The 12478-nt window shown below is 61.8% G+C and carries 9 protein-coding genes and 1 tRNA gene; 2 read left to right on the top strand and 8 right to left on the bottom strand.

Annotated features, from left to right (window positions below; translation table 11 throughout):
• Nucleotides 1–158: 158 nt before the first annotated feature.
• Both mutL and NW853_RS12785 read left to right on the top strand, forming a co-directional pair.
• On the top strand, nucleotides 159–1889 hold the full coding sequence (gene mutL, locus NW853_RS12790; protein ID WP_414349195.1) for a DNA mismatch repair endonuclease MutL: 1731 nt from the start codon (nucleotides 159–161) through the stop codon (nucleotides 1887–1889).
• Nucleotides 1890–1917: 28 nt separating this feature from the next.
• Nucleotides 1918–2775: a vitamin K epoxide reductase family protein gene (locus tag NW853_RS12785; protein ID WP_414335321.1), complete on the top strand. Its 858-nt coding sequence runs from the start codon at nucleotides 1918–1920 to the stop codon at nucleotides 2773–2775.
• On the opposite strand, the gene NW853_RS12780 is transcribed toward NW853_RS12785, so the two are convergent.
• The 8 genes from NW853_RS12780 to NW853_RS12745 form a co-directional block, all read right to left on the bottom strand.
• Nucleotides 2745–3863, bottom strand: coding sequence for a diguanylate cyclase (locus NW853_RS12780; RefSeq protein WP_414349193.1), 1119 nt, complete (start codon nucleotides 3861–3863; stop codon nucleotides 2745–2747). The genes NW853_RS12785 and NW853_RS12780 overlap by 31 nt on opposite strands.
• A 49-nt stretch (nucleotides 3864–3912) precedes the next feature.
• A complete protein-coding gene (gene btpA, locus NW853_RS12775) occupies nucleotides 3913–4800 on the bottom strand; it encodes a photosystem I biogenesis protein BtpA (RefSeq protein ID WP_414335318.1) in 888 nt (295 codons plus the stop codon).
• A 31-nt stretch (nucleotides 4801–4831) separates the two neighbouring features.
• Nucleotides 4832–5965, bottom strand: a complete 1134-nt coding sequence (locus NW853_RS12770) for a quinone-dependent dihydroorotate dehydrogenase (protein WP_414335316.1) — start codon at nucleotides 5963–5965, stop codon at nucleotides 4832–4834.
• A gap of 111 nt (nucleotides 5966–6076) precedes the next feature.
• Nucleotides 6077–7354, bottom strand: a complete 1278-nt coding sequence (locus NW853_RS12765) for an O-antigen ligase family protein (protein ID WP_414349191.1) — start codon at nucleotides 7352–7354, stop codon at nucleotides 6077–6079.
• 20 nt (nucleotides 7355–7374) lie between these two features.
• Complete coding sequence (locus NW853_RS12760) at nucleotides 7375–7758, bottom strand: 2Fe-2S iron-sulfur cluster-binding protein (RefSeq protein WP_414349189.1); 384 nt, start codon at nucleotides 7756–7758, stop codon at nucleotides 7375–7377.
• Nucleotides 7759–7843: 85 nt separating this feature from the next.
• Nucleotides 7844–10351 (bottom strand): sigma 54-interacting transcriptional regulator, encoded by a 2508-nt coding sequence (locus tag NW853_RS12755; protein ID WP_414349187.1) that lies wholly within the window; start codon nucleotides 10349–10351, stop codon nucleotides 7844–7846.
• A gap of 104 nt (nucleotides 10352–10455) precedes the next feature.
• Nucleotides 10456–12060: a DUF6930 domain-containing protein gene (locus NW853_RS12750; RefSeq protein WP_414335308.1), complete on the bottom strand. Its 1605-nt coding sequence runs from the start codon at nucleotides 12058–12060 to the stop codon at nucleotides 10456–10458.
• 163 nt (nucleotides 12061–12223) lie between these two features.
• Nucleotides 12224–12296 (bottom strand) — tRNA-Thr (locus NW853_RS12745).
• Nucleotides 12297–12478 lie beyond the last annotated feature (182 nt).

Here is a 12478-nt window from a genome sequence, read left to right as displayed (position 1 = left end):
AATCCTTCCCTTTGCCTGAGAGGGCCCTTGAAGTTAATGAAAATTATTAGCAAGGCGCTGTCCACCGGCAACAGAGAGAGAGCTAAGCTAAAGCTCGACGCTGTTGGCCTTTCGGCGACAGGCTGGCAGGAAGAGGGTCTGCTTTCTCAACTCACTCCATGTCCAAAATCCAGCCCCTGAACCCAGAGCGGATCGCCCAAATGGCGGCGGGAGAGGTGATCGACTCGCTGGGGGCTGCTCTGCGGGAATTGCTGGAAAATGCCCTCGATGCTCAGGCCACCCGCATTCAGGTGGAGATTTGGCCCAGTCGCTGGCAGGTGCGGGTGGCCGATAATGGGCAAGGGATCCCAGGTTCGGAGCTGGAGCAGGTGGCTCGCCGCCACACCACCAGCAAGTTGGACGGTTGCAGCCTGGGATTTCGTGGGGAAGCGCTGCACAGCCTGGCCCGCTTGGGATCCTTGACCATTCAGACCCGCCATGCTGACGATGCCCACGGCTGGCTGGCCGCCTACAACCGACAGGGGGAGCTGGCCCACCAGCAGCCGGCGGCCACTGCCTTGGGAACGGTGGTGACGGTGGCGGATTTGTTTGCCGACTGGCCTCTGCGCCGTCGAGGTGTGCCCCCTATTGCCCCGCTTCTAACCCTGGTGCAGAATGCGGCTTTGGCCCATCCTTGGGTCAGTTGGCAGGTGCATCGGGAGGGACAACTGCTGCTCAGCCTCTGGCCGGGAACATCTCTGCAAGATCTGCTGCTGCAGGTGTTGCCGCAGTTGGATCTTTCGGATCTGCGCTATCAGCGGATCCAGGAGGGGGATAGCGATTGGGAAGTGGTGCTGGGCCTACCGGATCGTCTGCATCGCCCCCGCCCCGATTGGATCCGCCTGGCCGTCAACGGGCGATTTGTGCAGATGCCAGACTGGCAACGGGTGATCCAGTCAGTCTTTCAGCACGCCTTGCCCCGCCACCGCCATCCTCTAGTGGTGGTACATCTGCGCCTGCCACCTGAGCAGGTGGACTGGAATCGCCATCCTGCCAAGAGTGAGCTCTATCTACGGGATCCGGAGATCCGACAGGAGCAGTTGCGCCAACACCTACACGCTCTTCTGCAATCGGGATCCGGGCAAGCCAGCCGCCGCTCTGTGCATCTCATCCGCGCCAGCAAGGCCAAGTCGATCTACAGGGTTTCCTCCCTGCAAAGTCCGGCTCTCCCCGCTGCCGGTTGCTCCCTGCCGCCTCTGAAGGCCCTGGCCCAACTGCACCGGATTTACATTTTGGCGGAACACCCTCAGGGGCTGTGGCTGGTGGAGCAGCACCTGGCCCACGAGCGGGTGCGCTACGAGTACATCCAACAGCATTGGCAGCCGGTGGAGCTGGAGACGCCGGTCATGCTGGAGGGATTATCCTCCCAAGCAATGGAGCAATTGGGTCTGGAGCTGGAGCCCTTTGGCCCCAACACCTATCTGGTGCGCCGCGTGCCTCTGGCCCTGTGGTCGGAAGACCCCAAGGAGATTCAGGGATCCCTGCGAGAATTGAGCCGCTGTGCTGACCTCGAATCAGCTCAAGTGGCGGTGGCCTGTCGCGGCGCCCTGCGCAATGGGATCCCTCTGACCCTGGAGCAGATGCAACAGTTGCTGGAGGCCTGGCAGCGCACCGCCAATCCCCACACCTGCCCTCATGGCCGGCCAGTGTATCTGGCTCTGGCCGAAAAAGATCTGGCCCGTTACTTTCGTCGCCGCTGGGGGATCTGCGACCGGCCCATCTCCGACTCCAAGCTGGAATCTTTTTGGGAGCTGGATCCGCTGGGAGACAGGTTTGCCGCCCAAGTGCGGCGCTCGAGCAGCGCTTCTGCCTCGGAGCCCAGGGACGAGACCCGCTCCGCCCCACTATAATCGGGGATGTCCAACTGCTGACCCCCCCATGGCCTCTTATCTCAAACTCAAAGCCCAAGAAGAGACCTGGCTGCAGCGCCATGCCCGTCTGATCTTGGCGATCTTGGCCAGCCTGGGATCCCTGTTGACGGCCTACCTCACCTACACCAAGCTGACCGATCAGCCTGCCGCTTTCTGCACAGGGGATGGGGGGTGCGACCTGGTGCTCTCCAGCCGTTGGGCAGAGTTTTTGGGGATCCCGACGGCAACAGTTGGCCTGCTGGGCTTTTTGGGGGTCTTGGCGCTGGCGGTGCTGCCGGATGAGATCCCGCTGGTGAAGCGGTGGCGCTGGCCGGCCCTGTTTGGTCTGGTTTCCGCCATGACCGCCTTTGAAATGTACATGCTCTACCTGATGGTGGGGGTGCTGCGGCAATTTTGTCTGTATTGCACCACCGCCATAGTCTTGGTGGCCAGCCTGTGGGCGGTAACCCTGCTGGGCCACCGCTGGCTGGATGGGGGCAAGCTGGCCTTCAGCTACATTCTCGTGAGCTTTCTCACCTTGGTGACCACCATTGGGGTGTATGCCAACCAAGTTCCTCCCCCCAGCCCCCTGGCGGCAGGGTTGGCGGCCCACCTGCGGCAGATCGGCGGCACCATGTACGGGGCCTACTGGTGCCCCCATTGTCAGGAGCAGAAAGAGCTGTTTGGGTCGGCCTTTGCCCAAGTGCCCTACGTGGAGTGCTCCCCCAACGGTCCCGGTACGCCCCAAGCCCAGGCATGCACAGAAGCAGGGATCACCAGCTATCCCACCTGGATCATCAACGGCCGCACCTACGTGGGGCTGCGCTCGCTGGAAGCCTTGGCGGCAGCTTCCGGCTACCCTCTCGAGCCCGGCGGAGGACAGTAGTTCTCCAGGAGCGATGGCAGGAAGAGGCGTACACAGTTTCGCCCGGCTTGCTTGGCCTGGTAGAGGGCCTCGTCCGCTCGTTGGAGTGCAGCTTCTGGATCTAAGGGGTCATCTTCGCTGATAACGATCCCGCCAATGCTAATGGTGACAGGCAGGCTGCGTTTGGGCGAAACGTCAATTGGCCGGCTGGCGATGGCCCGGCGCAGAGACTCGGCGTAGCGGTGGCAGTGGGCGGGGTTGAGCCCAGGGGTGACGCAGACAAATTCTTCGCCGCCGTAGCGGTAGAGCAGGCTGGAGGGACGCAGTTGATTGTGCAGCCGCCCAACAAGGGCCTGCAACACGCAGTCGCCGATGAAGTGGCCGTAGGTGTCGTTGACCTGCTTGAAGTAATCCACATCCATCATCAGCAGGCAGAGATAGCGATAGCGGGCTTGCCCACGGGGCCCCACCTGCTTGAGTAAATGGGGCAACGCCTGGTCGAGAGCGCGGCGGTTCAAGGCTCCGGTCAAGGGATCCGTCAAAGACAGAGACTCCAACAGCTCGTTGCGGGCCCGCAGTTGCCGGTTGGCCTGGGCCAAAGCTCGGGTGAGCCGCTGCAGGCGCAGCCCCGCCCGTACCCGGGCCCGCAGCTCCTCAGCCTCGACCGGCTTAACGATAAACTCGTCCGCCCCTGCATCCAGCCCCTGCACCCGATCCTCAACTTCGGAGCGGGCGGTGAGCAAAAGGAAGTAGACAAACTGGCCGGCAGCGGAGTGCTTCAGACGGCGACAGAGCTCTACTCCAGACAAACCCGGCATGACCCAGTCGCAGATGATCAAATCCGGCCATTTGCTTTCATCCAGGGTCTGCAGGTGCTCCCAGGCCAACTGGCCGCTTTCCCAGCTTTCCACCCGGTAGTTGGAGCTTTTGAGGACTTCGCCGATGTAACGACCGTTCACCGGGTCATCGTCGATGACCCAAATGCAGGGAACCTGAGCCGGCACCTGGCTCCACGAAACTTCCTCCAAGGGCAAGGGCTCCGTCCCACCAACGGGAGCGGAAACCAAGCTGGGGGAAGGCTGCCAGCCTTCGAGTTCAGCCGACAACATGAGGAGAAACCCTGATACGACGAAGTAATGCCAATTCTATCCCTGAGGTCTAGCTGCAGCTAGAGCTGGGAGTGGCCAGGCAAGCCGGATTGGCGGGCTGTTCGCCCAGGCCAAGGTGCAATGCTTCCACAAACTGCCGCACCCGGATGGGGTCAATGAGGGGAAAGGGATCCGCACAGCGCACCGGCATGCCGGCGGAACGGGCCGGCCGTTTCAGAGAACTGGCCACAATCACGCCATCCGCATGGCGGATGAGGGTGCCGATGTTTTCGGCGGTGGCCCCTGAGCCAATCAACAGGGGTACCTGAGGGGCAACCTGGCGGGCCAGCTCCAGCTCCTCCAGAAGGGGTGGCTTGCCGGTGGCCCAGCCGGAGAGAATGATGGCATCGGCCAGGCCGCGCTCCACCGTGTCGGCGATGGCTGCATCCAGACGGATGGGACTCAGGGGCTGAGCGTGTTTCACCAGCACATCGGCGAAAATCTTGATGTCGGCCCCCAACTCGCGGCGATAGCGCAGCAGGCGGTGGGCATTCCCCTCAATAATGCCTTGGTCGGTTATCATCGCCCCGCAGAGCACATTCACCCGGATAAACTGCGCTCCCACGCTGGCGGCGATGGCCAGAGCACTGTAGCCATCGTTGCGCAAGACGTTGATCCCGATGGGCAGGGAGACCAGCATTTTGATCCGCTGGACAACCACGGTCATGGCGCTCACCACCGCCGCGTCTACCCGCTCCTTGGCAAAAGGGGCATCGTAAAAGTTCTCGACGAGGATCCCGTCCACCCCGCCTGCCGCCAAGGCCGTGGCAGCCTGTTCTGCCTGAGCGATCACCCACTCCAAGTCCCCTCCCCAACGGGGGGAGGTGGGCAGCGGCAACAGATGAACCACCCCAATAACTGGATGGGGGGTCTTGAACAGGTGTTGCAGCAGGTTCACCGGCGAGCTTCCTCAGGGATCCCTAACGATCTTACGCCTGGATCTGACCCATGGCGGTATTCTGCGAGGGAAGTGTAACATCAGGGCGGGGCGGAGAAGAGCTGGCCAGGCCTCGGAGCAGTTGTGGCACCATACCCGGCCCTTCGTAAACCCAGCCGGTATAGACTTGCAGCAGGCTGGCTCCGGCTTCCAGCTTCTCCACAGCATCGGCCAAGGTGAAGATGCCCCCCACTCCGATGATGGGCAATTTTCCTTGGGTGGAGCGGTGGATGTAGCGAATGACTTGGGTGGAACGCTCCCGCAGGGGGGCACCGCTGATCCCGCCGGCTTCTGCCAGAATTGGCCTGGGTTCTGAGATGCCGTGGCCAGGTAGAAAACGGGTTTTCAGGTTGTCGCGGCGCAGCGTGGTGTTGGTGGCCACAATCCCGGCCAGTGCATAGGTTTGGGCCAGTTCTAGGAGGCTGTCGATTTCAGGCCAGTCCAAGTCGGGGGAGATCTTCACCAAAAGAGGTTTTCGCCCCTGATTTTCCTGCTGTAAGGCAGACAGGATGGGCTCCAGTTGCTCAGCAGCCTGCAGGGATCGCAGGCCTGGGGTGTTGGGGGAACTGACGTTGACCACGAAGTAGTCCCCCAGCTCCTGGAGTAGCCGGAAGCTGGCCAGGTAATCGGCAGCCGCTTCTTCTAGGGGGGTGATTTTGGCTTTGCCCAGGTTAATCCCGATGGGAATAGGACGCCGACGCAACCGGCGCAACCGTTCAGCCAGAGCCGCTGCCCCCTGGTTGTTAAAGCCCATACGATTGAGAGCGGCACGATCTTGGGGCAGTTGAAACAGGCGCGGTTTGGGGTTGCCCGGCTGCGGCCCAGGAGTGACGGTGCCCACCTCCACAAAGCCAAATCCCAAGCTGGGCCAGACGGCCAGAGCCAGGCCATCTTTGTCAAAGCCCGCAGCCAAGCCAAGGGGATTGGGAAAGGTGAGGCCCCATAGTGACACCGAGAGCCGGGGATCCCGGTAGCAAAACAGTCGCTCCAGAGCCGACAGGATCCCGGTGGCCTGGGTAGTGTCGATCCAATGGAGGGCACGCAACAGCCCCACCTTGACCGTTTCTGGATCGGCTCTCAGTCCAGAAAAAAGCAAAGGCCACACCACATCTCGGTACAGGTTCACCGCAAAGATCCCCTAAACTCCCCCTTGACTGTAGCTGGCTTCCGCGTTGCAAACCGTCGGCGTGATGGATTCTGGACTCATTGCCGGCCAAGGGATATTCCACGGCAGCATTCAGTAGTGGCTCCTCTGGGCTTGCTCTTTGCCGGCGACGGGGTCGTCTTGCTGCTCAAGGCCGGCTCCCCAAACGGCCCCCAAGAGCAACGTTATCAACAGGTGCACGCGGCCATCCAACATCACCACATCCAAAAGCCCTGAGACAAAAAACGCTGTCAAAGCCAGCAGCATCCCCAACAGGACACTTTCTTGAGAGCGCCGCCAGGCTTGCCACCCCCGCGCCAAAATCCAGCCCCACAGGATCAGATGGCCCAGCAGCAGCGGGATCCCGCCCTCAGCCGCCAGATGTAGGTACAAATTGTGGCAGTGGCCCAGCAGCTCCGGCGGATCCTGAGCATTGTAAAGAGCGGCAAAGCTCTGCCAGCCCCAGCCGGTCAAGGGTCGCTCCCGTGCCATCTGCAGGGCAAAATGCCAGGCATCCAAGCGGTTGGCGGTGGAACTAAAATAGAGGGCTTGAGGATCGAAGGTGTCTGCCAGACGGCTCCAAATCAATCGGGGCACAACGGCCCGCCAGCCCGGCCAATCCCAAGCGGCGGCCAAGCTGGCCAACCCCAAGCCGCTCAAGAGCCCGATTCCCCACCAACAGCGCCGCAGCGCCAACCCTATCACCAGCGCCAGCCCCCCCACTCCCCAGCCGTTGCGAGAGGCCGTCAGCAGCAGCAGCAGGGATCCCAGCCCCAGCATCGCCCCCAGCCCTGCTCTTCCCAGCCAGGATCGTCCCACCCCTTCCCACCCCAGCCCCGCCGCCAAGCAGAGATGGATCACCAAGTAAATGGCCAAGATATTGGGAGAGGTAAAAGCTGCCGCCGGTCGCTCGCCTCCGGCCACCCCCGTGATCCAAAGCGGCCCCAAAACGAGATGCCCCTGCCACCCCCACAGCACCTCTCCCCAGCCCAGAAGCAGCATCAGCCCGCTGCCCAGAACCAGCACCTGGGCCAAACGACGACGGCCCCCAGGAGAACCACAATCGGCCAGCACCGCTGCAAAGGCCGGCAGCATCAACAAAAAAGGCCAGTAGTTGAACATCCCCGGCAGGCTCAGCCGCCAATCCTCACCCACAAAGGCCACGCCCACCGCAGCCAAGCTCAGGAGAGCTGCCAGCCCAAATAGAGGATCGCGAAGGATCCTTTTACCGCAGCAGGTATAGCCCTGGATTGTCCCCACCAAAGCCAACAGCAAGCTGGGGGCTAAATTCACCGGGAGCAGCGCCGCCGCCCCCAGCAGCCAGCCCCGCGGCCGAGAGGGCAAGGGATGCGGCGGCAACTCTTGAGACACAACCGGTGCAGAAAAAAACATCATTCATCCTCAAGGGGGATCCCCGGCCTGACCCGTCCCTGGCCGAAGTAGCGCCCAAATTGCAGCTCATACACCTCATCTTCATCTTGGGTTTCCACCCAGAGCTCCGAACGGGCATAGCCCACACACAGCAGCCCATACCCCTGCTCCTTCAGCTCGCGCGAGAGGCCCATCGCCTCCGGCTGGTACAGAGATCCCCGACGCACTCGCACCGCGCAGGTGGTACAGGCGCCGTTGCGGCAAGCAAAGGGCAGTTGGATCCCTTGGGCCTCGGCACTGGCCAAGATGTATTGATTCGCCGGTACCTGGATCAGATAGTGGGTGTCCCGTTGGCGGTCGTGGATGTGAACCGGGTAAGAGGAGACAGAAAAAGGAGAAGGCATGGAGAAAGTGGCCCCTTTCCTAGAGTAGGAGACTTCTTCATGATCCCACAGGATTTCCACAGCCCGAGGTCTGGGATCTCGACTATCAAATCCCCAGCACCTGCCACAAGCTCACCCCCAACCCCAGAGCGCCCAGATGGTAGGGCCACTGCAAGCTCTGGCGGGCAATTTTGCCCGTGAGGGCCCAAGAGAGAAGCACTGCCAGGATCAGCGTGGATCCCTGGAGAAACTGAACTACCGCCGGGTGCGCCTGCCACAGCACGGGAAGAGCAGATCCCGTCTGGGAAAAAGTTGCCCAGGTTACCGGCAGCACCTGCCCCGCCTCCGTTAAAAACAGGGGCCAGTAGAAAGCCAACGTTCCCCCCAAAACCAAGGGCAGATAGCCGTAGATCATCTCCGCAAAGGGTCGGGGTCGCGCCCCCCGGCCCAGCCGATGCCACAACCAAGCCAATCCCCAAGCTGCCAAAGGCACCAAGCTGGGAAACCCCAAAGCCAGCAAAGCGGCCCCCAGATGGGGCCAAAACTGCCGTAGATCCCAGCTCAGACCCCATTGGGCCATCTGTTCTGCCAACCGCGGCAGACAGTGTAGGTAGATGCCTCCCAGCAACAACAGCAGCAAAGCAATTTCGGCAGCGCGCGGCGTATGGGTAGTCCACAGCTCGATCCCAGGTGGGCGCAGGTTGAACTCCACCGAGCGATGGGGACAGGCTTTGAGGCAAGTCATACAAAGGACGCAATCTTTGTTGTCTTGCAGTTGCGCCGGATGGGAGTAGAGGGGACAGCCTCCCGTCGCCATGCCTTCCCCCTTCTCGGGCCCTCCTTTGTAGCACTGGTAGGTGGTGCATTCTGCCGAACAGGTGCCCTGCTGCGCCCGCAGCTCCGTCATCGAGAGCTTGGCGTAGAGGCCGTTCATGCCCCCAATCGGGCAGAGGTAGCGGCACCAAAACCGCCGCTCAAACACCAGTGAGCAGGCCACCGCTCCACCAGTAATCAGCAGCAGCAGCCACCCCGACAGGTAAGCCGTATTGGGCAGATCCCAGATCTCCTCCCACAGGAAAATCAACGCAAACCCGGCAAACAGCACCCAGCCGCCCCAGCGCTCCGCCGGCTGTCGCGGCCATTTCTGCAACTGCCGCGGCCAAAGCCATAACGACAGCCTCTGGATCAACTCCCCATAGATCATGAAAGGACAGACGGCACACCACACCCGTCCCAAGAAGGGAAACACCAGCAGCACCAGCGGCCACCACCAGGCCCAGAAAAGATTCAACCCCACATTGTGGGCCCGATCCTGAGGCCCCCAAAAGAGGAGAAACACCACCAGGGTATAGAGGGGCAACACCAGGCCGTAGTTGAGGCGATCCGGCCACCAAGGGCTGCGCAGCAGGCGACGCAAGCGGGGATAGACGTTGAGCAGGTTGAGGCGAAACTGCTTGCCCCGAGGCTGGGAAGCCCAAAACACCTCTTCCCCCAGCACGCTCGCCCCCGCGGCCTGCACTGCCGCCCGCTCGACCAGGCTGCGCAGCTCCCGCGAGTTGCCGGGAAAGTCGTAGCTCTGCAAGCGGCGCAGCGCCTCCGGCGAGAGCTTGGGCTTGGGGATCCCGCGCCGGCGGCTGTAGAGGCTGAGAAAATAGTCGGCCATGGCTTTGATATCGGCCTTGCGCACCCGCAGCGGCGGCACTTTGATGGCCATCGCCCAAGGGTCAAGGGCGGGGATGGGCCGTTCTGACACCATCAGCAGACGACAGCGACAGGGGCGCTCCTCTCCCGGCTCCCCTTCCCCCCGCTGCACAGGGGTGTAGGATCCCGTCTCCAGCAGGCGCAGCAACTTGGGCATCAGCTCGGCGGGCAGCTCGTGCAGGTTGTTCAACAGCAGCGTGCCCTCTCCCAGCCACTCCAGCAACCCCGGCTTGCCCCCCGTCCGCCCGAACAGATCCGCCCCACTGGCCTGCAGGGCGCTGCAATCCACCTTGATCATGGGCTGGCGCCGCCGCGGGGATCCAAAATGGATCAGGGCGGCGACGTTGTCTTTTTCCAGGCCCGGCTCCCCGAAGATCAACACCGGCTTGCCGCTCTGGGCTGCCTCTTTGATCTGCTGCCGCAGGCGCACCGCGTAGCGGCTGGAGCCGACGATCCCCCGCTCCACCTTCGGCACCAAGTAGGGGCGCAAAGCCACTTGCCGCTCCTGCTCATAGCTGAGGCGATCTTGAGCCTGGGCCAGCGCCTCGGCCAATTGCCCCGAGTGCTCTGCCAGCCAACGGCGCACCACCGCAGCCGGGATCCAACCCCGGATCCCGGCGGAAACGGCCACCAGATCCCGCCGCAGGGGCTGCTCCGCCAGGACTTCCCCCAGATGAGCCACCGCGCCAGGCAGCAGGTTGAGAACCTCCCCGGAATGGGGATCCCGCTCTTCCCAGCGTCCCTCCAGCAAAATCTGGATCCCATCCGGCAGGGTTCCCGCCTCTGCCAAAACCTCTCCCTGGCCAAAGGGATGATCTTGCATTTGCTCTGCCAGAGGATACAAGCTCTCCGACGTCAGGCTTTGAAACAACGTCTGCGCTTTCAGCCAGCGGGCACGCTCAACAGGAGTCATCTGCAGTGCCTCTGTTGTCTTGGGATCCCTTAGCTGCATTATCTTGCCTCTTTTGAGCAGCTTCCAGCCTGTTGGGATCCTTAATTTGAACAACCTCTGGCCAGTCAAGGCAAATGCAACTGCCGGCCGATGCGCACCATCGGCCCCAGCCCCAATCCCGTCGGGTTGAGCGCCTGCATCTCAAATAGGGCCAGAATGTGGCGCACTTGCAGCTCTGGAGTCACAGAATTCACCCCCATCGCCACCACCAAGCCGCAATAGCCACCCGTCGCCCGGCACCACCGTTCCCAGCGCTTGCGGGCCATGGAGTGAACGGGATCATCTTCGGGAAACTCCCCGAACAGGTGCAGGTCGCGATTGCCCGTTTGCACAATTTCCAGGTCGTAGCGATCGCCATCGAAGGGATCTACCCCCGTGTTGAAACAAACGCCCTGGGGCCCGCCTTCTCCACGCAAATTCTCGATCAACTGCTTCGCTTTGGAGCGGGAAGTGCGCACGATCACCACCGGCAGCCCTTCTCCCCTTTGCACCAGCTTGCTTTGCGGGAGTGGATGCCACTGCCCCGTGCGACGCAGCATTTCCACCGTTGTCCACGGCAACACCCCCAGGCCCAGTTGGGCACCCTCAGGCACCAAATCATCCCGCAGCAGGGTTTGGGTGTGCTCCTCCTCCTCTTCGTCTCCTTCCAGCTCCAGAAGCTCTGCAGCCAAGTCTGGCAAGGTGCGCACTTGCACCGAGAGGGTTTCCCCTTCCGCCTGGGGGTTGGGAATGCGGTACCGACCCTGATAGGGTTGAAAGTCCTCTTCCAGCCTGCGGTGGTACTGCTTGAAGAAGCGATGCAAGGCTTCCAGGGCCACCGCCAAGACCGCCGCCTCATCCTCCTGCAAAGTCACGCGCAAGCCTTCCAGAGGGTGAATGGTGCCGAAGTTCGGCTCAATTTCATCGGGATCCAACTCTGCCAAGTCCAGGTCTGGCAGTTCGTTGAGCTCAGGATGGCGAGCTTGAAAGGTGAGATAGAGACAATCTTGCCTGAGGAAGGCCTCTTCCATCTCTTCGGGAGTATCCGGCTGCCCCGCATCCTGGCGAAACTGTTTGAGGGAAGGCAGCGAGCGATAAAAAAGCACCCCATACTCCATGCCCAATCGCCCCATCACCGAGACGTAAAGGGTTTGGATATCCCAGTGGTTGAGGTCGAGCGCTAAGATTTGGTGATCCTCTAGGTAATTCCAGGGAGCATCTCGCCAGAGGGTGAGGGCTCTGCCGGCCAGCAGCTCAGCATAGTTTTCTGGCAGCGGGGGAGGGATCCGCCCGTTGGCCTCTTGAAAGCTCTGCAGGATCTCGTCGATCAAGGGCAATGCCGGCTGGCATTCCACTTTGATGTCCAGCTCGTGCAGAATGCCGCGCAAGAAAAACTGCACCTCTCGATCCCGCACGACGATCTTTTGGGGACGAGCGGGCGAAGCAGCATGGGGCTGCTCCATAGCCATGATCAAGGTTCGCACCATCGGCTCAACACCCGAGCCAGCGGGCACCACTTCCATGGCCCGTACCACTCCCTGGATGCCATCCACCCACAGGATGCACTCCCCTTCCGTTTGCGATCCCAGGGGCGGCAATCCCAAGAGGGTGTGGCGATCCCCTTCCCACACCGAGGGCACCTGGGGCAACTTTTGCAATCGACGAATCGTGGCGGCTGGGAGACCGGACATAGACATCCAAGCAAGAATTCAGGAGAACAACCCAAGCGGCTGAGTGGATAGGCCCAACCAAGCAGGGATCCCGCTGCAGCCATCTAACCACCAGTGTAGAAGCTGAGTTCCGCTTCAGCGAGAGGACAGACATGGCAGAGTCAAGCCCTACAGCGGCCAAGAAAGCTGATGGTCAGACTCGAACTGACGACCGCTCGATTACAAGTCGAGTGCTCTACCAACTGAGCTACACCAGCAGTTTAGGCTTGTCGATTCTAGCATTTTCCAGCCTTGCCCCCCAAGTGGCAGGCTCGGACGGGGAGATATAGTCGTTTCCAACAAGATTAAGATACTTTGCCGCCAGCCCAAGCGCTCCGCGTCGCTGCCCTCACCCCCAGCCCCTCTCCCAGCCCTCACCCCCAGCCCCTCTCCCAGCCCT

It is taken from the genome of Synechococcus sp. H55.11, from assembly GCF_047462475.1.
In the GTDB taxonomy this organism is placed as follows: Bacteria; Cyanobacteriota; Cyanobacteriia; order Thermostichales; family Thermostichaceae; genus Thermostichus.
Note: the sequence above shows the minus strand (reverse complement) of the source record. Positions and strands in the feature narration are given on the sequence as shown.